General features: G+C 70.9%; 16 protein-coding genes. 4 read left to right on the top strand and 12 right to left on the bottom strand.

The genetic code is table 11. The features are described 5' to 3' along the window. Nucleotides 1-9: 9 nt before the first annotated feature. Both ENSA5_RS22375 and ENSA5_RS36255 read left to right on the top strand, forming a co-directional pair. A complete protein-coding gene (locus tag ENSA5_RS22375; RefSeq protein WP_106393724.1) occupies nt 10-1782 on the top strand; it encodes a hypothetical protein in 1773 nt (590 codons plus the stop codon). A 143-nt stretch (nt 1783-1925) separates the two neighbouring features. After that, complete coding sequence (locus ENSA5_RS36255) at nt 1926-6581, top strand: VIT domain-containing protein (protein WP_146155991.1); 4656 nt, start codon at nt 1926-1928, stop codon at nt 6579-6581. Between the two features lie 70 nt (nt 6582-6651). On the opposite strand, the gene ENSA5_RS22355 is transcribed toward ENSA5_RS36255, so the two are convergent. From ENSA5_RS22355 to ENSA5_RS22335, 5 genes are all read right to left on the bottom strand, one after another. After that, entirely contained in the window at nt 6652-7134 is a 483-nt protein-coding gene (locus ENSA5_RS22355) for a hypothetical protein (RefSeq protein WP_106393723.1), read from the bottom strand. Between the two features lie 88 nt (nt 7135-7222). After that, entirely contained in the window at nt 7223-10216 is a 2994-nt protein-coding gene (locus ENSA5_RS22350; protein ID WP_106393722.1) for a cupin domain-containing protein, read from the bottom strand. A 52-nt stretch (nt 10217-10268) separates the two neighbouring features. Beyond that, complete coding sequence (locus ENSA5_RS22345; protein WP_106393721.1) at nt 10269-12014, bottom strand: acetyltransferase; 1746 nt, start codon at nt 12012-12014, stop codon at nt 10269-10271. Nucleotides 12015-12026: 12 nt separating this feature from the next. Continuing rightward, complete coding sequence (locus tag ENSA5_RS22340) at nt 12027-13835, bottom strand: hypothetical protein (protein ID WP_106393720.1); 1809 nt, start codon at nt 13833-13835, stop codon at nt 12027-12029. A 216-nt stretch (nt 13836-14051) separates the two neighbouring features. Further along, the gene (locus tag ENSA5_RS22335; RefSeq protein ID WP_181198032.1) at nt 14052-15584 is read right to left on the bottom strand and encodes an OmpP1/FadL family transporter; all 1533 of its coding nucleotides are present in this window, start codon (nt 15582-15584) and stop codon (nt 14052-14054) included. Nucleotides 15585-15671: 87 nt separating this feature from the next. Here ENSA5_RS22335 and ENSA5_RS22330 point away from each other — a divergent pair, with 87 nt between their 5' ends. Next, complete coding sequence (locus ENSA5_RS22330; protein ID WP_106393718.1) at nt 15672-16382, top strand: hypothetical protein; 711 nt, start codon at nt 15672-15674, stop codon at nt 16380-16382. On the opposite strand, the gene ENSA5_RS22325 is transcribed toward ENSA5_RS22330, so the two are convergent. Next, a complete protein-coding gene (locus ENSA5_RS22325) occupies nt 16369-16596 on the bottom strand; it encodes a hypothetical protein (RefSeq protein WP_106393717.1) in 228 nt (75 codons plus the stop codon). The two genes, ENSA5_RS22330 and ENSA5_RS22325, sit on opposite strands and share 14 nt — an antisense overlap. A gap of 60 nt (nt 16597-16656) precedes the next feature. Next, the gene (locus tag ENSA5_RS22320) at nt 16657-16878 is read right to left on the bottom strand and encodes a hypothetical protein (RefSeq protein WP_106393716.1); all 222 of its coding nucleotides are present in this window, start codon (nt 16876-16878) and stop codon (nt 16657-16659) included. 26 nt (nt 16879-16904) lie between these two features. Here ENSA5_RS22320 and ENSA5_RS22315 point away from each other — a divergent pair, with 26 nt between their 5' ends. Then, a complete protein-coding gene (locus ENSA5_RS22315) occupies nt 16905-17384 on the top strand; it encodes a sterol desaturase family protein (protein ID WP_106393715.1) in 480 nt (159 codons plus the stop codon). A gap of 36 nt (nt 17385-17420) precedes the next feature. Here ENSA5_RS22315 and ENSA5_RS22310 read toward each other — a convergent pair whose 3' ends face one another. The 5 genes from ENSA5_RS22310 to ENSA5_RS22295 are packed head-to-tail and all read right to left on the bottom strand — an operon-like array spanning nt 17421 to nt 22586. Further along, complete coding sequence (locus ENSA5_RS22310; protein WP_181198031.1) at nt 17421-18002, bottom strand: histidine phosphatase family protein; 582 nt, start codon at nt 18000-18002, stop codon at nt 17421-17423. A gap of 14 nt (nt 18003-18016) precedes the next feature. Next, on the bottom strand, nt 18017-18943 hold the full coding sequence (ttcA, locus tag ENSA5_RS22305) for a tRNA 2-thiocytidine(32) synthetase TtcA (protein WP_106393713.1): 927 nt from the start codon (nt 18941-18943) through the stop codon (nt 18017-18019). After that, entirely contained in the window at nt 18826-19461 is a 636-nt protein-coding gene (locus tag ENSA5_RS36250; RefSeq protein ID WP_146155990.1) for a hypothetical protein, read from the bottom strand. The genes ttcA and ENSA5_RS36250 overlap by 118 nt, the downstream gene beginning before the upstream one ends. Nucleotides 19462-19518: 57 nt before the next feature. Next, a complete protein-coding gene (locus ENSA5_RS22300) occupies nt 19519-21138 on the bottom strand; it encodes an ABC-F family ATP-binding cassette domain-containing protein (protein ID WP_106393712.1) in 1620 nt (539 codons plus the stop codon). After that, nucleotides 21135-22586, bottom strand: a complete 1452-nt coding sequence (locus ENSA5_RS22295; protein WP_106393711.1) for a flavin-containing monooxygenase — start codon at nt 22584-22586, stop codon at nt 21135-21137. The genes ENSA5_RS22300 and ENSA5_RS22295 overlap by 4 nt, the downstream gene beginning before the upstream one ends. Nucleotides 22587-22828 lie beyond the last annotated feature (242 nt).

The raw sequence follows: 22828 nt of genomic DNA, 5'->3' as shown, positions 1-22828 counted from the left end.
CATGCACAGATGGAGGGCACCGCTGCGTGGTGGAAGCACGATGCCTTCCGGATCTCGCTGAGCTTGGCCTTGGCCTTCGCGTACCTGTGGCTCAGCGGACCGGCGCCGCCGCTGCAAGACGACTCCATCCAAGACTTCAGCCTGGCCCGACAGTGCGCCGAAGGTGGAGCTTGCTACGCCCACGGCACCTCGATCGAGGGGCTCAGCCAGGGCCGCCTGCTGCTGGTGCTGATCGCGGCCTCGCTCCGGGTCGGCGTCAGTGTCCATGCGCAGCACCTCTTGCTCATGGCGCTCACGGCGGTCGCGGTCGTGGTCCTCGCCGAGCTCGCCCGTTCGCTCGCGGGGATGTGGGCGGGGCTGGTCACGGGGGCGCTCGCGGTCTGGGCGCTGCCCGCCGCGGCAGACCACCCGCTGCTGTGGAACCCAACCCTGGCGAGCCTGCCCCTCGCGCTGGTGACCGTGAGCTGTGTGCAGCTCGCTCGTACCGAGCAGCTTCGCTGGGCCTTCGGCGTCGTGGTTGGGATCGTCGCCGCGTATCACGGGCACGTCGTGAACCTGGTCACCTGGCCGGTCGCGGCCACGCTCGCGGGCATGACCACAAACAGGCGCGCGGCGCAGGCGATCGTCGTGCTCGGCCCCGCGGCCGGGCTCCTCGCCTTCGACACCGCGGTGTTCGTGAGCAACTGCGCGACGATCCTCGGCTCACCGATCGGCTGGATGTTCCCGCTCGCGATCCCCGCTGGCCTCGTCGTTGGGATGCGGCTGCGGCACCGGCTCGTGGCGCAACCGGAGTCGCGGCGCCCCCGGCTGGTGCTCGCGGGTCTCGCCGGAGCCCCCGCCCTCGCCCTCGGGTTGGGCTCGGTCGTCGCCGACATGCCGATCGAAGGCCGGTACTTCGCGGCGGCCTTGCCCGCGTTGGCGGTGCTCGGCGGCCTCACGCTCGAGTGGGCGCCCGCGCGGGCCCGTCCGATCATCAGCGCCCTCGCCGTGCTCGTCGTCGTCTCGCGCCTCGACCTCGGCGTCGACCTCGACCGCATGTGGACCCTCGCCGACGTCGAGCGCCTCGACCGCGACCTGCGCGAGCATCGAGGCCTGCCCCTCGCACAGCTCGGCACGTCGATTCGGGCCCCCGACGGTCAAAACCTGGTCAACATGGCGCGTGTGCTCGGGCCCGAGGCCCCAAGTCGAGCTGGCGATGGGACCACCACGAGGATCTTGCCGCTGCCGCCCGCCGCGTGTGCGGAGCTCGGCGACGACTGGCGCTGCGTCGCGCTGGGCTGGAGGTCGAGCGCGGCGTGGTCGATCAACCGCGCCCCGTGGATCGACCCCGCTCGCTTCGAGGCTTGCGCGTCCAGCTTCGAGCAGCGCGAGTCCTGTGTCGTCGTCGAGGTCGATGATCCGCGCTTCGATCGACCGATGGGCTACCCCCGCGTCGTCGAGGATGAGCAGCTCACGGGCGCAGGCCCGGTCGAGACCTGGGCCCAGCGGCTGTCCGTGACCGCTGGCGACGGTGGCTACCGGTGGGTGATCCTCGCGCGTGGCTGGAGCCTGCGGGACGCCCAGGGTGTCGAGGCCGAGCTCGGCGAGCCGCTCTTTGGTCGCACCACAGTTCGGATCAGCGCCGAGCGAGGCGCCCGTGGGGTGGTGACGATCGAGCAATTCGCCGATGGCGGCGTCGTCGCCCCAGCGACCCCGAGCATCGTCGCCGAGCTCGGCCCCGCAGACGAGCAGCTGGTCGCGGCCGCCCGCGAGGCTGGCAGCTCAGACCTCTGGGGTCGGTGATCGGCGCTCGACGACCGGGCAGAGTGCGGCTGTGATCGCGACTCGTGCGGCGAGGGCTGATGCCTGGCCCTCCGTGCGGCGAGTCGATTCTGCGGTACCATGCGTGCCCGACGCGCCGCCGCCTGGCCGCCGACAGGACCCCCATGACCGACGATAACGTCCGGACCACGAAGCACGACGACGAACTCGAGGAAGACGCGGCCCTCATCGCGCCGCCCGAGCCCGAGCCCGAGCCCGAGCCCGAGCCCGAGCCCGAACTCGAGCCCGCGCCCGCCGAGGGCGCCCCGCCGTCGAAGCTGCTCGGCGTGCTCGGCTTTGTCGCCGTGGCCCTGCTCGCGATCGGCGCCCTGTTCGCGTACCAGCGCTGGTCGGCCAAGCCGCCGCCCGAGCGCGCCGCGAGCATCGGCGCCAAGCTCGAGCTCGCGGCCGGCGAGGTCGTGCTGCTGTCCGACTCCGAAGACAGCGACCGCCTCCTGTCCGGCACCCCCCTGCCCCTCGGCGCCAAGCTGCGCACGGGCAGGGGCGCGCGCGCGCTGATCCGCCTGTCCGACGGCAGCCGCATCTTCCTCAACGAGGCGACCTCGATCGAGCTCGGCGAGGACACGGGCGTGACCGTGCTCGCCGGCCAGATCTGGCTCGAGACCCCGCCCCTCGACGAGAAGCGCGAGCCCCTCCAGCACCGCGTCGGCCCGGCCTCGCTCGCGCTGACCGACGGCGGCGCGAGCCTGACCCTGACCGACGAGGGCGCGACCGTCTACGTGGCCGAGGGCGTCGCCACGGTCACCAGCCCGAGCGGGCCCAAGGAGGTCCGCTCCGGTGAGCAAGCCCGGGTCAAGTCCGGCGGCGCGACCGTGGTCGAGCCGGTCGCGTTCTGGGACGACTGGACCGGCGGCATGGCCGATCGCCGCGCGGGCGGCCGGATCGGCGGCGGCTCGGGCTCGCTCTACGCGGTCGATCGCCACGCCGCGCCCGGAACCCCCGCCCTGCCCCTGCAGATCTCGAGTCAGAGCGTCGACATTGCGATCGACGGCGGCCTCGCCGAGACCCGCGTCGACCAGCGCTTCTTCAACCCCTCCGACCGCGACGTCGAGGGCTGGTACTGGTTCACGGTCCCCGAGGGCGCGACCCTGGTCGGGTTCTTGCTCGAGACCAACGGCGAGCTCGTCGAGGGTGAGATCGTCGAGAAGAAGAAGGCCGCCGCCACCTACGAGCGCGCGGTCGTCAGCAACGACAACCCCGCCCTGCTCGAGTGGATCGACGAGCGGACCGTCCGCGCGCGCATCTACCCGGTGCCCTCGATGGGCGAGCGGCGGATCGTCGTGCGCTACCAGCAGCTGCTCAGCGAGAGCCGCGGCAAGCTGCGCTACAGCTACCCCCTGGCCGGAGCCGGCGGCCGCGAGGCCCCGACGATCGGCGAGTTCGCCCTCGCCGTCGAGCTGCGCGGCGAGCTCGGCCAGCACTACACGGTCTCGACCCTCGACGAGGCCAAGGTCTCGAACGACGACGCGCTGATCACCATGCGCCGGACCGGGTTCACCCCCCGCGCGGACTTCGAGCTCGAGCTGACCCGCGAGGCCGACGAGGAGCCGGCCTCGCCCCTGCGCCTGAGCCAGTACGAGGGCGGCAGCGATCAAGCCCGCTTCGTCATGGTCCGCTGGCTCCCGGATCTCGACTTCGCCGCCCTCGCAACCCCGCGCGCCGACGTGGTCGTGGTCGTCGACACCTCGGCCTTCGGCGACGACGCCGAACACCAGAGCCGCGTCGCCGTGGCCGAGGCCCTGCTGCGCAGCCTGTCGAGCGACGATCGCTTCGCGCTGATGGCCGCAGATCTGACCGCCGAGGTCCTGTACCCGGCCGAGGCCCTCAGCCCCGCGACCCCCGAGGCGATCAGCGAGGCGCTCGAGACCCTCCAGAGCCACCGCCCCGGCGGCGCGACGGATCTGGGCGCGATCTTCGAGCGCGCCCTGACCCGGGTCCACGACGCCGAGCAGCCCGCGCTCGTCTACGTCGGCGACGGGCTCGCGACCTCCGGGGAGCGCGGCGCCGACGAGCTGACCGAGCGCCTCCGTCGGGCCCTGTCGGGCTCGCGCGCCCGGCTGTTCACGGTCGGCGTCGGGCCTGCCGTCGAAGATCGCCTGCTCGCCCGCCTCGCCCGGGTCGGCGGCGGCGAGAGCCTCCGGGTCGAGACCCCCGACGAGGCGGTCGTGCGCGCGCTCGAGCTCTCGGGCGCGCTCAAGACCCCGACGATCACCGACCTCGAGATCGACCTCGGGGCCGGGCTCGACGATCGCTTCGACAACGCGACCGGCAAGCTCGCCCGCGGGCAAGAGCTCGTCGTGCTCGCCCGGACCCACGCCGAGCTGCCCGACACGGTCACGGTCCGCGGGCGCCTCGGCGGCGAGGCCTTCGAGCGCGACTACCCCCTGACCCGGCGCAAGGGCGCGCTCGACTTCGTCGTCCCCAAGCTGTGGGCGGCTGCCCGGATCGAGCGCCTGCTCGGCGACGGCCGCGGGCCCGAGGCCGTGCGCGGCAAGGTCTTGTCGCTCGGGCTCGAGTACGGGCTGATGACGCCCTTCACCTCGTTCCTGGCCCTCGAGAGCGAGCGCGCCTACGCCCGCCAGGGCGTCGAGCGCCGCGAACGCCCCTGGGACTTCCAGCTGCTCGGCGCGGTCTTGCCCAACCACTGGGAGATCGAGCCCAATCGGGCCCACGATCTGAGCGACGCGCCGACCCCCGGCGAGCTCCTGCTCGGGGCCCTGACCGCGCCAATGGGCTGCAGCGAGGCCGCCCCCGACTCGGCCGCGCGCCGGGAGGAGGCGCCCGCGTCCGATGCCGACGACTCCCGCGACGCCACGGCCAGGAGCCAGCGCCCCAAGGGCGGGGAGGGCCGGATGGACACACCCACGAGCGAGTCCAAGTCTGGCCTCCACGCGATGAAGGGCCCGTCGTCGGCCACCCCGAAGCTGGCCGAAGAGGAGATGGCCGAAGACTACGTCGAGGCCCCGCCCGAGTACGACGAGGCCCCGGCCGAGGCGCCCCCGGCTGCGCCCAAGCCCTCGGCTGCGCCCAGCGGCGGTGGCTCTGGCTCGCTCGCCAAAGGTCGCAGGAGCAGGCCTGCTAGCGGGAGCGCGGGTCTCGGCGACATGGATGGCTCGATCGCGCCGTCCGCCCCCGAGTCCGAGCCCGAGCCGATGCCCGAAGACTCCCCCGCGTTCATCGACGACCCCGCGTTCATCGACGACCTCGTCGCTGAGCAGGGCGCCGCGGGCTACGGTGGCCGCAAGGACGTCGACAAGGAGCGGAGCGAGAGCACGCTCGCAAAAAAGAATGAGCTGCGACCCAGCGGTGGCGCCGAGAAGTCGGCCAAGAAGCGGCCCGCCTCGCGCCGCCAACGTAGCCAGGTCGTGTCCCCAGTCGCGCGCAATCAAAAGCGCCCGTGCAGCGACGCCTCGGCCCGCTCGCTGGCCCAGCGCAAGGTCTTGTGGGAGCAACGGCTCGAGCGCGCGCCCGACATGGTCGCGCGCCTGAGCGCCTACGAGAACGCGGCCGCCAGCTGCGAGCTCGAGAACTGGAAGCAGCAGCGGGTGTTCTTGCAGCTGCTCCAGGCCGGCGCCGCGACCGAGGCCGAGATCGAGCTGCTCCTCGCCCACTTTCGCGCCGAGGCCGAAGCCCAGGCCTTCGTGGCCCGCTCGCTGCTCCGCCGCCTGGTCGAGCCCGGCCTGACCGGCGCGGTCGAGCGCAGCATGTACGGCGGCTCGCTCGACTGGGAGACCGTCGCCGAGTCCGCCGCCCGAGCGACAAGCGCGAGCGCGGCCCTCGACATCGTCGAGCAGGCGCTGACCAGGCACGCGGACGTCAGCGAGGACGAGCGCCTGCCCCTGGATCTGCTGCGCATCGACTTGCTCTTCGAGCTCGATCGGGTCGACGACGCGATCGCGGCCGGGCGCAAGCTTCGGGCCCAGGGCCTGATCACGCCGCTGCTGGCCCAGCGCCTCGGCGAGCTCCTCGTCGCGGCCGGCGAGGACGACGAGGCCAAGCGCGTGTTCTCGGAGATCGTCGAGTACGACCCCAGCGGCGAGTACACCCGGCGCCTGCTCGGCGACATCTTCTTGCGCCACGGGTGGTTCCAGGAGGCGTACCGCCAGTATCAGGATCTGGTCTCGCTGACGGCCGAGCCGACCGACGCGATCCGCATGGCCCGAGCCGCGGCCGGGGCCGGGCGCGTGGACGAGGGCCTGAGGCTGCTGCGCAAGGTCGCGGGCGGCGAGGGCCGGCCGGGCGTCGACGATCCGCGCCGCTTCGCCCGGCTCCACGCGGCCGCGCTGATCGGCGAGATGCTCGCGAGCGACGAGGGCCTGCCGAAGGACAAGCTCGAGCGCGAGCTCAAGCGCCTCCAGCTCTTCGACGCCCCGACGACCTGGACCTTCGTCAGCTGGCGCGACCTCGAGCACGAGCTCACCCTCGGCGTCGAGCCGCTCGCGCCCGACGCCGACAAGGCCACGATCGCGGCGGCGCAAAAGGCCGCGCTCCGGACTCGCGCGGGCCGGGTCGTCGGCGACACCGGGCTGTGGGCGATCCAAGCCGGCGGGCTCGAGGATCTCGTCGTCCGCCACCGCGGGTCCGTGCCCGCGCGGGCCGTCAGCTTCGAGCGCCTGACGCTTCGCTGGGATGGCGAGCACTTCAGCGTCGACCGGCAGCTCGGCACGATCGCCGCCAAGCAAGCCCGCGAGGGCGACGAGGGCGACGAGGGCGACGACAGCGACGAGGCTGCCGACGAGCTCGTGCGCGTCGATCCCTGATCGAGCTCCGACGGGTCCACGCGACCGATGGCGTCGAGCGGCGCTACAGCTGTTCGCTCGCCTCGGCCCTTCACTCGACCTTCCGGCCCCCGTGCGAGGCGAAGACCTCGTCCGCGGCCTCCTCGAGCTCGTCGGCGTCGGTCTCGACGGCGATGAGGATCTTGCCTGCGTTGACCTCGGCCTCGATCTTGCGCAGGGCCTCGTCGGGATCCGACGCGCCCGAGATCGAGCCGAGCATCGCGCCAAAGGTCGCGCCCCAGGCGGCGCCGAAGGCTGCGGCGACCAGCGGTCCGAACCCGAGCAAGCCGCCGGGCAGCGCGACCACCCCCGCGACCAACGCACCCGCGACTCCGGCCGCGAGCGCGCCCTTCTTCGCCCCCTCCTTGGCGGCCGTCTCGCTCATCGTCAGCTCTTCGTCGTCGAGCAGGTCTCGCTGCATCAAGGCGCTGCAATGCTCGCCTCGGCAACCTCGCTGCTGAACCTCCTCGAACGCGGCCTCCGCCGCCTCGCGGTCCTCGAACAGAGCGTAGACGTGTCGTTTCTTGGCCCCCATGTCGGCGGGATGATCCCTCCGAGCGCGCGAGCGTCCCACAGCAAACAATGCACCGAGCTCAGGCAACTGGAGCGCCGCGGTCGCTGAGCTACCCCTTGGCCCCGTAGCGCCGCGCGAGGGCCTCGATCCGCGCCTCGATCTCGGCCGGCTCGACCTCGCGCTGACGCATCTGCGCGAACTTGTCGGCGAAGCTGCACGGGTTGCCGTAGCGCGGCTGCTCGTAGTTCGCCCCCTCGCCCGGGCTCTCGCCCATGGCCGCGAACCAGCTCTCGACCCGCACATCCTCGGCGAGCGGGTCGGCGACGATGCTGGTGTGGACCTGCTCGTCGGGCACGCGCAGGTACTCGCCGATCGAGCCAAAGGCGAGGCTGTCACGACCGAGGCGGAGCGCGTCGACGTGACAGTCAATCGCGACCGAGCCGCGCTCGAGCCCGGCGAGGCCGAGGCTCGAGCGCAGGAGCACGGCCCCCTCGGCGCGACCGCGATCGACGATCGACTCGATGACCACGCACCCGCGCACGCTGCCGTCGTCGGGCACGCGCGACTGACCGAGCAGGTAGTTCCCGTGGCGGTCGGTCTCGACCGCGTCGAGGCCCGCGAGGACCCGCGCGAACGCGGCCGCCTCGCCCTCCCCCGCGAGCGCGGCCCAGACCTCGCGGGCCTTGGCCAGCTGACCGACGTCGCCCCAGTAGGGATCGGAGCCAAAGTCGAGCACGGCGATCCGCAGCGGGTGGCCGCGCTCGGCCTCGATCCGGCGCCGAAGCTCGCGCACGCGGGCGTAGAAGTCGGGGCACTGCTCGAGCACCGCCGCGAGCCCAGGGTCGCGGGCGAGCTCGGCCGCCCACGCGTCCGCATCGTGGGTCAGGGCCTCGAACAGGTAGCCGTCGACGTCGAGCCAGCCCTCGCAGTCGGCGAACACCTGGGCGGCGTGGCGCAGGAACAGATGCGAGAAGGCCGGGCTGCCAATGTGGACGAGGCGGTCGAGCCGAGGCCCGCTCGCGTACCCGCGGATCCGCTCGAGCAGCTCGCCGCGCTCGCGCCGACGGAGCTGGACGACCAGCTCGCCGGTCTCGGGGTCGACCAAGAGCAGCTCCTTGTTGCGGGCGATATCCTCGCTGAGCTCCATCCGCGCGCCGAAGCGGACGGCGTCGACGTCGGACAGATCGTAGTCGATCGCCGACAGCCGGCGCCCGGCGATCTGGACCTCGTCGCCCCACTTCCACGCGACCCCGCGAAAGCCCTGGCGCTCGAGCGTGGCCGCGATCAGGGTCCAGCTCCACAGCGAGGCCGTCGCGCCGTCGAGCCACACGGGGCCGAGGCCGCCCTGAGCCCGCACGGGCATCGGGAACAGCGGCTTGATGCCGTGCAGGCGCTGGGTCAGCGGGCTCGAGCGCGTGCCCTTGCCCGGGAGCATGATGCCCAGCGCGACGCGACCCTGGTCGAGGCCGCCGTGCTGCTCGCGCTGGCCTCGGAGGGCGTCGAGGAGGCCGAGGAGCTGGCCGCGACGCCTGGGCTCTTCGTGGGCGTAGATCTGCGTGTCGCCCTCGGCCCGGAAGATCGCGGACGCCAGGTCCCGCAGCCGCGCGCACAGCTGCGGACCGTCGCCGCCGTTGACGATCGCGAGGACCTGCGTCGGCCCCCGGGACTCCTCGACCAGCCCACGCATGTGCCCGAGGTTGTCGCGCTTGGCTTCGATCGGCGGGTCTTCGAGGAGCTCGGCCTCGACCGGCGGCGGCAGCGGGATCGTGACCTGGACGAACTCGGCGTCGGGCGTCTGGGCGTCGAGGCGGAGGCCGCCGACTCCGGCCGGCAGCACCATCGACTCGCCCGCGCGGAGGATCCCCCAGCTCCGATCCTTGGGCCCGAACAGCCGGGCCGAGCCCCGGATCCCGTGGACCGTGGTCGGGAGCCCCTCGGCGGCGGCGTGGACCGACAGGCCCGGCCGCGGCCGCAGGTGATCGATGATGAACGCGGGGCACTCGACCGAGCGAAACACGCCTGGCCGTCGCTCGACCGGGCGGGCCTCGACCACGAAGTCCTCGGGCCGCGTGGCCGCGCAGCTCATCGCCGCGAAGGCCGCGTCGATGTCGAGCTCGCGCAGCGGGAAGCGGACGTGATCCCAGGCCCGATGCGTGGGCCCGGGCCGGCGGACCTCGAGCAGCAGCAGCGCGCGGCCCTCGGGGTTGCCGAGGCAGTGAACCTGGGCCGAGGGCGTGCGCTCGGCCGTGGCGCCGGGCGGGTCGGCGTTGAACAGGACCATGCCCGGCGCGACCTCGATCGTGTTGAGCGCGGCGAGGGTCTCGCGGTAGCAGGCGTCGAGGCGCGTGAGGACCTCGAGCAGCTCCGGGCGCGCCTCGGCCCTGCGCAGCATCGGCCCGAGGCGCTCGCCGAGGCGCCGGGCCGCGTCGGGCGTGCCGAGCAGCTCGGCGAACATCGGAGCGTAGTGCTCCTCGGACACCCACAGCAGCGAGGCGAGGCGCTCCTGATCGCCGCGACCTGCTCGGAGCGCCTCGGCCATGCGCTCGGGATCGACGTCACGAGCAAAACCGATCTGCAGGGTCGCCCCGGGCTCGCAGTCGATGATCACGTAGGCCTCGGGGTTGCCCGCCGGGTGGCTCTGGACCGAGAGCAAGCCCTCGATGTCGAGGAATTTGGGCAGCAGCGGGATGTTGGGCCCGTAGGCCGCGAAGAAGCCCGGCCCGAGCACGGTCTCGCCCGCGCGCCCGAGCAGCTCGCTCAGGCGCATCGACGAGCCGTCGCCAAACTCGACGATGCTCGGGTAGCGCGCGGCCTCGGGGTCGGCGGGGAAGGCCGCGACCTCAAACGACTCGCCGTGGCGACCGGGACGCGTCGCGCCCTCGAGGCCCTTGTAGGCGATCAGCCCGCGCCCGCCCCACGGTCGGGGCACGAGGTTGTCCGAGCGCAGGCGCAGCGGCTCCGAGGCGAGGCGCGCGAGCACCTCCTTGACCTCGCCACGGTTGAGCTTGCGGAGCCCGCCGCTGTCGTAGGACGCGCTCAGCTCGTCCTCGATCGCGGCGGTCGACTCGTCGGACGGGGGCAGGTCGGCGCGGTCCTTCGGCATCGGCCAAGGGTACCGCGACCCCGGCCTTGCGTCCGCGCCCGGGCGCTCGCGCTCACCTGACCCTGGTCACGTCGAGACCCACGCGGTTGGGGCTGGGCTTGTCGGTGACGTCGATGCGATAGACCCGCCCCGCGTCATCTTCGGTGTAGACCGTGTCCCCGGCCTGGATCCGGAGCTTCTCGTGGGAGTCGTCGCCGTCGACCTCGGCGGTGCTCGACAGCTTCTGGCTCAGGCCCTCGTCGGCGAAGAAGCCCGGGTTCTCGTAGCCGTAGGCCCGCGCGGGCCCGCTGTCGTCGACCGGGATGTCGTCGGCGGTGACGAAGAACAGCCAGTCCCCCTCCCACTCGACCGGGCCGCCGGGCGCGGGCTTCCAGTAGTAGAAATCGGCGAAGCCCTCGGTGTTGGCGCTCAGGTTCTCGGCGAGCTCCTGGAGCGCGAGGGGGTCGGCGGCCATGTTGGCCCGGATCTCGTCGACGATCTCGTCGGCCTCGACCCCGAGGGGTACGTCGGTCAGCGTGAACGCGATGTCCGCGTCGCCCTCTTTGAGCCCGCCGTCGTGGAGCCGGACCTGCGCGAGCTCGAGGACCACGTCCCAGGCGTAGCTCGGCGGGGGTGGGTTGCCGACGTCGTTGAAGGTCTCGAACTCGACCCAGTGGCTGGCGTCGATGCAGGCCGAGAACGCCTGGACGCCGGTCCCGAGCTCGTACTCGGTGCAGTGGTCCGAGATGCTCTTCGCCGCGAGCATGGTCATCTCGGCCACGACCCGCTCAAACTCCCACGGCGGCAGCTCCCAGGCCGGCGAGTTGCCCCCTGGCAGCGGATCTTTGGCGGTGCCGCTGGCGATGAACTGATCGTTCTCGACCATGACCACCGTCATCAGCGAGATCGACGGGCTCGGGACCAGGCCCTCGACGCGCATCCAGTCGGGATCCTCGACCGGGAACACCGTGGCGATCTGGCTGGCGATGCTGTTGACGCTGGCGCCGCTGAGATCGGTCAGGTCGGCGCCCTTGTAGGGCAAGGCGTTGAGGTTGACCTTGACGGTCATCTCGAACTCGTCCTCGACCACCGACAGCCCGGCCGCCTCCTCGATGAAGCCCGGGTGCATGCCAAACTCGGTCTCGATCGGGCCAAAGCGGGCCGAGAGATCGTCGAAGTTGGAGACCACGTCGCCGAGGGTGATCGGCAGCGAGTTGGGCGCGACCGGCCACAGCCCCTCGGGGTGCTCGGCGTCGACCGGGCCCTCGCGCAGCTGCGTGGCCGGGTGGCTGCCGATCAGGCCCTCGACCACGGCCTGGGTGTTGGCCTCGATCGGGATGAAATTATCGGTCACGCCGATCTCGAAGATGTCGCCGAGGGCCTTGGCCGGGGGCAGGCCGACGGCCGACGACAGGCCGATCAGCTCGTCGAGCGAGGTCCCCGAGAGGTCGACGTTGTCGGGCGTGATGTTGAGCAGCGTGCGCATGTTCTGGGCCGGGAGCGGCAGCTCCACGACCTCGTCGGCGGGCAGCTGCTTGAGCTGCGTGAGCGCGTTTTGGACCAGCGGGGTCAGCTCGAGATCGAGGAGCCAGACCCCGTCGAGGGTCGACTGCGGCAGCGCGCGCAGATCGTCGAGGCTCAGGTGCTGCTCGAAGCCCTCGACGTCGAAGCGGAGGTAGCGAAGCTCGATGTGGCGGGTCTCGCTGACCGAGAGCTCGGGCGCGGGCGCGGGCGGCTCGAGCTCGAGCGGCTCGATGCAGCCCGTGGCGAACAGGCCGAACGAGAGGGTGCCGAGCAGAGCGAAGCGAGGGGCGTGCATGATCGAGTTGGCTCAGTTGGTCCGCTTGGCGACGTAGGCCGTGATCTCGCTCGGGTCCCCCGCGGGCGCGACGATCCGAATTCGGTAGGAGGCGCCCTCGTCGTCGGCCGCGTAGACGGTGGTCTCGCCCGGCTCGATCCGCAGCTTCTCGTGGCTCGAGTCGCCGACGCCGGGGAGCTCGGTCGCCGACAGCTTGGTGGTCAGCGCCGCGTCGGCGAAGAAGCCTGGCGTGTCCCAGCCGTAGTCCAGCCCGTCGAGCAGGTCCTCGGGCGCGACCCAAAACAGGTAGGGCGCGCCGTCTTCGGCCCGGCGGAAGTAAAAGTCGACGGGGCCGCTGTTTTGCTTGTAGTTGCCGAGCAGGTAGCCGGCGATGTCGGAGGCCTGGGCCTGAAGGAAGGGCCGGACCGCGGCCTCGGCCTGCTCGCCCGTGAGGCCGCAGGGGATGTCGTCGAGGGTGAACTCGACGTTCGCGGCGCCCTCCTCGAAGGTCGCGGGGCCGTCTGGATCGAGGTGGTGCAGATCGTGCTGGGCGACCTCGTTGATCATCTCCCACACGTACTGCGCGGGCGGCTCGCCAAACAGCCAGCCGAGCGGCACGTTGAACACCGCCCAGCCGCCCGGGTTGCCGTCTTGGCCGACCTCGACCACGTCGGTGAACAGCTTGGTCACGACGCTCTCGAGCCCGCCGTAGCGGAGCCGGCCCGCGTAGGCGACCATGTACTCGAGGTCCCAGGGATCGAGGGTCCAGACGAGGCTGTCGCCGATCGGCAGGTCCGGGGCGTTGTTGACACAGGCCGGGCTGATGTCTTCGGTGCACGAGACGACGAAGCCCGGGTGCTCGGAGATCGCAAAGCGCAGGTCGAGGCTCGGGTTGGACGCCAGCCCGGTCATCGAGAACTTGTCGGGGTCGTTGAAGTCGAACTCGGCCTCGTCGTCGTAGCTCGGCCCGGTCACGTCGGCGATGACCGAGATGAAGTCCTTGCCGGCCGAGAGGTCGGCGCCGTCGAGCACCCGGAGGTTCGACGCGGCGGTGACCTTCATCTCGAAGTCGGGGCCAAAGACCTCGCCGTGGGTCGGGTAGTCGGGCACGAGCACGCCCGGGTGATCGCCGACGGGCCCGAGCCGGGTCGCCATCGTGGCCATGTCTTCGAGCGCGTCCTGCAAGGTCACGGTGATCTTGCCCTCGTCCGAGATCTCGGGGTGGGTCGCGAGCAGGTTGACCTTGAGCGAGGCGACGACCGACTCGGTGTCGAGGAATTCCTCGTTCACGGGGATCTTCAGCGACTCGGCCATCAGCTCGGAGAAGCCGCCCGTGAACAGGGCGAGGAAGTCGGTCAGGCCCTGCACGCTCTCGAGGCTCGTGCCTTTGACGACCGAGTTGGCCGGGGTCATCGTCAGGATCCGGACCATCGAGAACTCGGGCGAGGTCTGCCAGTTGCCGCCGCCGAAGCTCTGACCGAGCGCCGTCTGCGAGCAGTCGTGGTTGGGGTCCTCGCTGTCGAGCTCCCAGTCGTCGCCGCACGCGTACTTGATCGCGTTGAGGGTGTTGGTCAGCAGCGGGGTCGAGTCGAGCTCGAGCAGCTCGATCTCGCTGGCGACCTCGCCGAACAGCTCCGCGACCTCGTCGCGGCCCATCTGCAGGACCAGGTCCGGCGGCGCCTCGTCGTTGATGCGCAAGGTCAGCTCGGTCTCGGGGCCGAACTCGCCCTCGCCCTCCGAGCCCTCGGTCTCGCCCCCGGTCTCGCCCGTGCCCGCGCCCTCCTCCCCCAGGTCTGCGCTCCCGCCTCCGACGTCGTCGTCACCACAGGCCGGGGTCAGCAAGCAGAGCGAGACCAGTGGAGATCCGAGACGAAACGAGCGAGGTAGGTGCAAAGCGACAAACTCCTGGACGACCCAACTTACCACCCCTGAAGGCTGGTTCGGGGCCAGATTCAGAGTCGGGTCACGGAAGAGTCAGCGCAGCGCGGTGAGCGCCGCTCGCAAAGATGCGGAGCAATGTCCGTTCTTGACGGACCACTGCTCGGTCTCGCTCACGGGTCACTCCGCGGCCGGCTCCGGCGCCGCCTCGGCCTTGGCCCCGAGCACCTTGCCGCCCTTGCCGAACTTGACGACCAGGTGCAAGTGCACGCCGCCGAGGACCATCTCGTAGGTGCCGTTGCCGAGGTCGAAGGCCGAGCTGGTGACCGTGCGCGGCAAGATGCCCTGGACCTCGCCATCGGCGAGAACGCCGATCCGCTCGTTGATCTGCACGGCGACGCCGAGGGCCCCGAGCAGGCGGTGGCCGTCGGGTGAGGCCACGTCGACGGTCGCGTCGGGGCTCGCGCCCGAGTGATAGCCGACGGTGCCCGACAGCCGCACGCGCTCGCGGGCGCCCACGCTCGCGCGGACGCTGAGCTCGGCGTGGACGGTGCCCTTCCAGTCGCGGCGCAGGGCGACCGTGGTCTTGGCCGGGAGCCCGATCGCGGGCTGGGCGAGATCGGGCGAGTCGAGGGTGATCTCGAAGGCGTCGAGATCCGACCAGAACACGTAGGCGAAATTGCCGTCGACGCGGAGGCGCTCGCTGATGTCGTAGGCGACGCCGAGCATGATCCGCTTGGCCAGGCGAAAGCTGAGCTTGGCGTCGCCCGTGACCAGCGGCGGGAACGACAGCCCCTGACCGGCGAGGTCCTGGGTGAAGAACTCGTCGTCCATGTCGAGCTGAAACTGGCCGTTGAAGTTCAGCCGCGAGCCGTGGTCGTAGGTCAGCCCGAGCCACAGCGGGTCGATCGGGTTGGCGGCGAGCGCGACGTTGAAGGTGGCGTTGTGCGAGTAGGCGTCGGTCAGCGCGAAGGGCCGCGCGAGCACCGACAGCTCGCGGACGGTCGACGGCGCGTCGTCGCCAAAGTCATTGGGCTGGTTGATCGGCGGGTTCTCGAGCGCGTCGCCGAACACGGGCACCGCGGCGAAGTCTTGGATCCGTTTGAGCGCCGCGACACCGAACACGTAAGACCCACTCGCGCCGAGCGAGACCCGATCGTGAACCTTGACCCCGAGCCCGGCCGAGACCCGCGCGACCGCGATGAACACATCCTGGAGGGCGAAGCGCTGGGGCCCGTCCTCGGCGAAGCTCAGCGGCGCGGCGTAGGGCACGTAGGCGCCGAACCCGAGGGTCAGGCGGTCTTTGATGACCGGGGCCGACACGAAGGTCCCAAAGTTGGGCGAAAAGATCGGCGAGCTGACCTTGGGGTAGGCGCCGGTCTTGCTCGCGTCGAGGTAGGCTGGATCGATCGGCTCGGCGAACTCGAGCGAGTCCTCGAGCTGGTAGACGCCGAGGCGATCGCGCTGGTAGCCGACCGCGCCGGCCACGACCCCGAGGGTCAGCATGACCTCGCCCCGCTCGGAGAAGCCGAGCATCGCCGGGTTCCAGTACAGCGCGGCGGCGTCGTTGGTCGTCGGGCTCGAGAAGGTCGTGCCGATCTGGGGCACGTCGAGCCCCGAGGCCTGGGCCGACGCCGGGCCGAGGAGCAGCGCGAGGGACCCGACCCCAGCGAGGGCTCTGAGGGCTCCGAGGCGACCGGCGCGAAAACGCATGTCGACCATGCTCGCACGGCCACGTCCGCAGGCGCCAGCCAATCGGTGCTTTCGAGGACCCCAGGCGATCGACTACATTGACCGGGCATGGACGAGCATGAACGAGGAGACGCGTTCGAGCTGCGCGGGCGCCCGGCGGCGCTCGCCATCACGCTGGTCGTCATCTCCCTCGGCGGCGGCAGCTTGTTGGGCTGGAGCTACGCGGGGCCCCTCGGCGGCCTCCTCGGCGTGCTGATCGGCGCGGCGATCGGTGCCCTGGCGTTCACGATCATCCGGGTCCGGGCCTCGGCCGAGCGCCTCGCCGATCCGCCGGCGCCCGACGTCCGCGAGCTTCCGCCTGATCAAGCCATGCAAGTGTTGTCGGCGCTGATGACGGCCAGCGCCAGCGGCTCGTACACCAAGCTCGAGCTCAGCGGCGGCCTCCTCGGAGAGATCGCCAAGGCTCGCAGTCGCTTCAAGGGCGGCGACCTCGACGGCGCGCTGGCCAAGCTCCGCGCCCTGGCTGAAGAGCACCCGCGCTCGCCCGCCGTCCCGGCCGAGATCGCCCGGATCCTCGCGGGCGAGGAGGGGCACGAGAGCGAGCGTCGCAAGGCCGCCGCCTCGGCGATCTCGCTCGCGCTCCACGGCGGCATGAACCGCCTGGCCGGCAAAATTTACCGCGAGGTCGACGAGCTCGAGCGCGAACACCTGACGCTCGAGGCCAAAGATTGGGAGCGTCTGGCCCAGGTGTTCACGGCCCGCGACGACGAAGAGACGGCGGCCGCGTGTCGACGGCGGGCCGAGCTCAAATCGGGCTGAACCACATCGCCGCCAGCAAGATCACCATGAAGACGATGAAGCACACGCCCATCCCGATCGTGCCCTGCCCGATCGTGTCTTCGATCTTGTAGTACCAGCCATCAAATGCGCTCGGGCGGCTGACTCGTGTCGCCGCGTCGACAAAGGCGATCGCCCCCTCGCCCGGGTCGGCTGTCGGAGCTTCACCCACGCCACCGTCGTGATCGCTGCTCATTGATCCTCCGCGCGCCGGGGCCACTGCATACCAGCATCGTGGCGCGGGACGGCCGTTCGGTCAATGACTGCGCGCCTGCGCGAGCTTCGCTGCGAGGATCGAGCACAGCGACGGGTCCGCCCCACAGCCGACCAGCGCGGCCTCGTAGACCGACGCCGCCCGCGCGCGGTCATCGGGCCCGGCCCGCATCACGAGCGCGTCGCCGAGGTCGAGCCGGTTCGACCGGAGCAGCTCGGGATCGCCCCCCTCCCCGGCCTCGAGCAGCTCGACCTCGCAGATCACCTTGGCCTTGATCGCGTGCTCGCGGGCTGCCTCGACCTGGGCGTCGGCGAGCTCGACGCTCGCGCGCAGGAGCTCGACCGCGCCGACGTCGCGACCTCGCTCCGGCCCAGCCCTCGCCGCTGGCCGGCTACAGCTTTGCGATCCTCGAGGCCCTGATCCTCGGGCTGTACTTACCGCTGGTGTTGCTCGTGGTGCCGATCAACCGCGTGGTCTTGTGGGTGTTCGTGTTCTTCTTCACCTTCGTCGAGGCCTACGTCCACCTCGGCTTCGAGATCCTCCCTCGCTGGGTCGCGCGCAGCCGCATCGGGAAGTACCTGGGGACCTCGGTCTTTCACAACATGCACCACGAAGACGGCGCCTATAACTTCGCCGCTTACTTCACCTGGTGGGATCGCATCTTCGGGACCATCCACCCGGACTACGCCGAGCGCTACGAAGCGGTGACCGAGCGGCCCTTGTTCTGGCGGCGGCCGCCCGAGCCGGACGCGGCCGAGCCCTCGGCCTGAACGCGGGCGGGGCTCGGGCTCGCGCTGGCGCCGAGCTCAACGCCCGGGGTCGAAGCGCTCGGCCGACTCGCCGAAGCTCCGGGTCTCGAGCGTGGCCTCGCCCCCGGCGAGCTTGACGACCCACAGGTCACCGTACTGATCCTCGGGGATCGCGACGGCGTCCTCGACCCCGAGGCCCTTCAGCAGCGGCGGGATCGTGTTCGAGTGTCCGACCACGAGGACGCTCTGTCCGTGGCGCTTGCGCAGGCGCTGAACGAGGCCCTCGACGTCGCGCGGGGGGTAGTGGATCGGATCGACGCCGATCAGCGCGACGACGGCCGAGGCGGTGTCCTCGCTGCGCTTGGTCTTGGTCACGTAGACGGCGTCGAGCTCGTTGACGGGGATGTCTTCGGTCAGGCTCATCGCCCGCAGCTGCCCCTCGCGCGACAAGGGCGGGTCTTTGTCCCTTGCACCCATCGCGTCGCCGGGCAGCTGCTGCTTTTCGGCGTGGCGCACGACGTAGACCGTGACCTCGGCGGCCTCGGGCACCGGGTTGTTGCAGGCGCAGGACTCCCCGCAGCCGATCGCGAACAGGCCCGCGATGCCGAGCGCGCCCACCAGCAGCCGACGACGAGTCATGGTTTGGGAGGCTGTCATTCGATCCTCAGCGAGACGAGCTCGGCCCCCGCGGGCTCGAGCTCCTTGTTGGGCTCGTCCTCGCCCTCGGCGCGGTCGAGCGCCGGATCCCACAGGTGCGAGGGTTTGACGTTGCCGACGGCGGCGAGCAGGTTCTTGCGCAACAGCGGGTTGTCGCGCTCGAGCGTGGCGAGCAGGCGCTTGACCTCCTGGCGCTTGAGCTGGGCCTGGGAGCCGCACAGGTCGCAGGGCACGATCGGGAACGCCTGCTCCTGCGCGTAGGCGGCGATCTCGGCCTCGGCGCAGCTCGCGAGCGGCCGGATGATCACGTTGCGCCCGTCGTCGGAGCGCAGCTTGGCCGGCATCGCCTTGAGCTGACCGGCGTAGAACATGTTGAGCAGCAAGGTCTCGATCACGTCGTCGCGGTGGTGGCCGAGGGCGATCTTGGTCGCGCCGAGCGAAGCGGCGACGTCGTACAAGATCCCGCGACGCAGGCGCGAGCACAGCGAGCAGTAGGCCTTGCCCGGCTTGGTGTTGGCCTTGACGACCGTCGCGGTGTCGCGCGCGACGAGGTGGTGGGCGAAGCCGTGGGTGTCGAGATGCTCGCGCAGGACCTCGACCGGGAAGCCGGGGTGGCCCTGGTCGAGGTTGACGGCGACGAGCTCGTAGTCGAAGGGCAGCATCCGCGCGTAGGCGCGCAGGAGGTGGAGCATGGCCCACGAGTCCTTGCCGCCCGAGATCGCAACCATGATCTTGTCGCCGGGCTCGATCAGCGTGAACCGCCGGTTCAGGCGCGAGATCTGACGCAGCAGTCGGCGTTCGAGGCTCACAGCACCCCCTGCGCGAGGCTCAGCAGGTGCGGCGCCTCTTCGACCATCTTGTCGATGTTGATCCGCTTGCGCGAGCGGTAGACCAGGCCGAGGAGGCGCTCGTCGGCTCGCCATAAAATCAGGTAGGCCGACTCGGTCTCGCGCCCGCCCGAGTCCCACTGGGTCACGTCCTTGAACCCCACGTCGACGCCGTCGATCGTCTCGACCCGGGGCATGTCCTTGATGCGCAGGTCGAGCTGCGCCTGCGCGTCGTCATCGTCGAGCTTCTGGACAATCGGCTCGATGTCGACGTCGCTGTCGATCATCGACTGGAGCGACTTGCCGATCTCGACGGCGACCGGCGCGACCTGCTGGCCCTTGCTCAGCAGCGCCTCGACGCCCTCGCCCGAGGCGCTCGCGCCCTTGGCGAAGATGCTCTTGGCCCCCTCGCTGAGCTCGCCGTTGCGCTCGGCCCACAGCTCCTTGCTCTTGTCGACCGCGTCCTCGGCGAGCTCGCCCGCCTTGTCCTTGGCCTGCTCACCGACCTCCTTGGCCCTGTCCTTGGCCCTGTCCTTGGCCGCGTCCGGCTCACAGGCGAGGGCCGGCGCGAGCAGCAGCGCGGCCACGATGATCAGCGGGCGTCGGGCGGTCACCTGCTCGACGTTAGGCAAATCTGGGCGCCGTGGCTACTCGTGCAACTCTCGCCGATCTCAGCGTGCGCCCGGCGCCTCGCGCCTGGTCTGCGCGACGTACTCGAGGTACCCGCCGCCGTAGCTCCGCGCGCCCTCGGGGCCGATCTCCAACACGCGGTTGGACAGCTGGGCCAAGAAGGCCCGGTCGTGCGACACGAACACCATCGTGCCCTCGAAGTCTTTCAGCGCCCGGACCAACATCTGCTTGGTGTCGAGATCGAGGTGGTTGCTCGGCTCGTCGAGGACCAGGAAGTTTGGCGGCACGTAGAGCATCTTGGCCAGCGCGACCCGGGCCTTCTCGCCGCCCGAGAGCACGCGGCAGGGCTTGTCGACGTCGTCGCCCGAGAACCCGAACGCGCCCAGGAGGTTGCGCAGCGAGCCCTGCGAGGCCCGGGGGTGCTCGACCTGCAGCGCCTCGAGCACGGTCTGGGTCGGGTCGAGCAGCTCCATCGCGTGCTGGGCGTAGTAGCCGAGGGTCACGCTCGCGCCGATCGTCACGCTGCCCGCGTCAGCCTGGGTGCGCCCGGCGATCAGCTTGAGCAGCGTCGACTTGCCGGCCCCGTTGATGCCCATGATCGCCCAGCGCTCGAGCCGACGCACGGTCAGCGAGAAGCCCTCGTAGATCACCTTGGCCCCGTAGCGCTTGTCGACGCCCTCGAAGCGGACGACGTCGTTGCCCGAGCGCGGCGGCTTGGGGAACTCGAAGTCGACGATCTTGCGGCGGCGCGGCGGATCGAGCTTCTCGATCTTGTCGAGCTTCTTGACCCGCGACTGGACCTGGGCGGCGTGGCTGGCCCGCGCGGCGAAGCGAGCGATGAACGCCCGCTCCTTGGCCAGCGCGGCCTCCTGGCGCGCGTACTGGGCCTCGTGCTGGGCCGCCGCGAGCTCGCGCTGCTGCTCGTAGAAGTCGAAGTCGCCCGTGTAGGTCGTGAGCTCGCCGCCGTCGATCTCGACGATCTTGGTCACGAGGCGGTTGAGCAGCTCACGGTCGTGCGAGGTCATCACGACCGCGCCCGAGAACTCGCGCAAGAAGCCCTCGAGCCACAGGATCGACTCGATGTCGAGGTGGTTGGTCGGCTCGTCGAGCAGCAGGACGTCGGGGCCCATGAGCAGGATCCGCGCGAGGGCCACGCGCATCTTCCAGCCGCCCGAGAGCTCACCGACGTCGGCGGCGACGCGATCGGCCTCGAAGCCGAGCCCGGCCAGGATCGCGTGCGCGCGCGGCTCGAGCTCGTAGCCGCCGAGCGCGTCGTAGCGGGGCTGAACCTCGCCGTAGCGCTCGACGAGGGCCTCGAGCTCGTCGCCGCGGGCGGGGTCGGCCATGGCCTGCTCGAGCGCGGCGAGCTCGGTCGCGAGGGCCGAGACCTCGCCGGCCCCGGCCATCGTCGCGCGCAGGACCGAGCAGCCCGAGAGCTCGCCGACGTCCTGATCGAAGTAGCCGATCGTCAGGCCCCGCTCGACCGAGACCGCGCCCTCATCGGGCTCGTCCTCGCCGACGATCAACCGGAAGATCGTCGACTTGCCCGCGCCGTTGGGCCCGACGAGCCCGATCTTCTCGCCCCGGAACACGCTCATCGAGGCGTCGACGTAGAGCAGCTGCGAGCCGTAGCGCTTGGAGATGTTGTCGAGGGTGATCATGCGTCCTCAATCACGTAGTCGCCGCGCTCGAACTTCGCCCGGCGCATGTACGAGAAGGTTGACCACGGCCACAGCGTGGAGTTGCGCCCGGTCCCGTCGAGGTACCAGCTCGAGCAGCCCCCGGCCGTCCACACCGTGCCCGCACCGCCGCGCTCGATCTCCTCGACGAAGCGGGCCTGGACCTGCGGATCCGGCTCGATCGTGACCGCCCCGCGGCCAAGCTCGCGCACGGCCCCGAGGATCAGCTCGAGCTGGGCCTCGATCATCAGGAGCATCGAGCTGTGACCGAGCCCCGTGTTCGGCCCGGTCAGCAAGAACAGGTTGGGGAAGCCCGCGACCGTGGTCCCGAGGTAGGCCTTGGGGCTGCCGCGCCAGACCTGCGCGAGGCTGTCGCCGCTGCGCCCGCGCACGTAGCGGGCGAAGGGCGGCTCGGCGACCTCGAAGCCGGTCGCCCAGATGATCGTGTCCACCTCGTGGGTCCGGCCCTCGGTGTCGACGAGGCCCGAGCCCACGACCTCGCGGACCCCCGCGCTGACGACCTCGACCTTGTCTCGGGTGAGCGCCGGGTAGTAGTCGTCCGAGACCAGGATGCGCTTGCACCCCAAGGTGAAGTTGGGCCGCAGGCGCGCGCGCAGCTCGCGGTCGGGGACCTGGTCGGCGAGGTAGCGCAGCGCCCGACGCTGGACGAGCCTCATCAGCGCGGGGTTGCGAAACCCGAGCAGGAAGCTCTCGTGACGCAGGTACAGCTGCGCCCGCAGCATCCGCTGGGTGAAGGGCGCGAGCGCGAACATCCGCTGCTCGAGCCTGCTAAAGGCCCGATCCTTGCGCGGGACCACCCACGCGGGGGTCCGCTGAAACAGCTTGAGCTGCCCGACCCGGTCGACGATGTTGGGCACGATCTGGACCGCCGAGGCCCCGGTCCCGACGACCGCGACGCGACCGCTCAGCGGCGCCTCCGCGTCCCAGCGCGCCGAGTGAAACGCGCGGCCCTCGAAGCGCTCGCGCCCGCGCAGCTCGGGCACGCGCGGCTCGCTCAACCCGCCCGTCCCGGCGATCAGCACGTCGGCGGTGAAGCGTCCGCGCGAGGTCTCGAGCGCCCAGCGCCTGTGGTCAGGATCCCACACCGCCTCGCTGACCGCGTGGCCAAGGCGCAAGTGCGCGCGGACCCCGTGTTCGTCGGCGCAGCGCCGGAGATAGGCGAGGATCTCCGCCTGCGGGGAGTACATCCGCGACCAGCCCGGGTTCGGCGCGAACGAGAAGCTATAGAGCGGCGACTCGACGTCGCAGGCGCAGCCCGGATAGAGGTTGTCGCGCCAGACCCCGCCGATCTCCTCGTCGCGCTCGAGGATCACGAACTCGTGGATGCCGGCCTGGCGGAGGCGTATGGCCGCGCCGAGCCCCGAGAACCCCGCGCCGACGATCGCAATGTGAACGTGCTCGCTCGTCACTTGCGGCCGAGGGTAGCAGGAACTCGCGACCTGACTCGGCCTCGAGGCTGTCTTTATCGTCTCCAAGACTGTTATGTGGGAATGTGCGCGCGTGTAATGTCATCGCCCACATTCAGCCTATTTCATCAAACCTCAAACTATTTGCATAGTACCACGTGACTGTGGCGTAGCGCCCCAGCGTTTTCGCACACTTACATGATGAAAACTACACACTATTCAAAAAAGGTCAGACCATGGTAATC

This window comes from Enhygromyxa salina (genome assembly GCF_002994615.1).
Classification (GTDB): domain Bacteria; phylum Myxococcota_A; class Polyangia; order Nannocystales; family Nannocystaceae; genus Plesiocystis; species Plesiocystis salina_A.
This window is presented reverse-complemented; position numbering and strand designations above follow the sequence as displayed.

Excerpts from the sequence above, each read along its gene's own strand:
- ENSA5_RS22375 (WP_106393724.1), top strand. The coding sequence starts at position 10 with ATGGAGGGCACCGCTGCGTGGTGGAAGCACGATGCCTTCCGGATCTCG.
- ttcA (WP_106393713.1), bottom strand. The coding sequence starts at position 18,943 with ATGGCGAGCCGACGAGCGCCTCCTCGGCCTGGTCTACCGCTCGCGCAA.
- ENSA5_RS22345 (WP_106393721.1), bottom strand. The coding sequence starts at position 12,014 with ATGCACGCCCCTCGCTTCGCTCTGCTCGGCACCCTCTCGTTCGGCCTG.
- ENSA5_RS22355 (WP_106393723.1), bottom strand. The coding sequence starts at position 7,134 with ATGGGGGCCAAGAAACGACACGTCTACGCTCTGTTCGAGGACCGCGAG.
- ENSA5_RS22330 (WP_106393718.1), top strand. The coding sequence starts at position 15,672 with ATGGACGAGCATGAACGAGGAGACGCGTTCGAGCTGCGCGGGCGCCCG.
- ENSA5_RS36255 (WP_146155991.1), top strand. The coding sequence starts at position 1,926 with ATGACCGACGATAACGTCCGGACCACGAAGCACGACGACGAACTCGAG.
- ENSA5_RS22310 (WP_181198031.1), bottom strand. The coding sequence starts at position 18,002 with ATGACTCGTCGTCGGCTGCTGGTGGGCGCGCTCGGCATCGCGGGCCTG.
- ENSA5_RS22325 (WP_106393717.1), bottom strand. The coding sequence starts at position 16,596 with ATGAGCAGCGATCACGACGGTGGCGTGGGTGAAGCTCCGACAGCCGAC.
- ENSA5_RS22300 (WP_106393712.1), bottom strand. The coding sequence starts at position 21,138 with ATGATCACCCTCGACAACATCTCCAAGCGCTACGGCTCGCAGCTGCTC.
- ENSA5_RS22335 (WP_181198032.1), bottom strand. The coding sequence starts at position 15,584 with ATGCGTTTTCGCGCCGGTCGCCTCGGAGCCCTCAGAGCCCTCGCTGGG.
- ENSA5_RS22350 (WP_106393722.1), bottom strand. The coding sequence starts at position 10,216 with ATGCCGAAGGACCGCGCCGACCTGCCCCCGTCCGACGAGTCGACCGCC.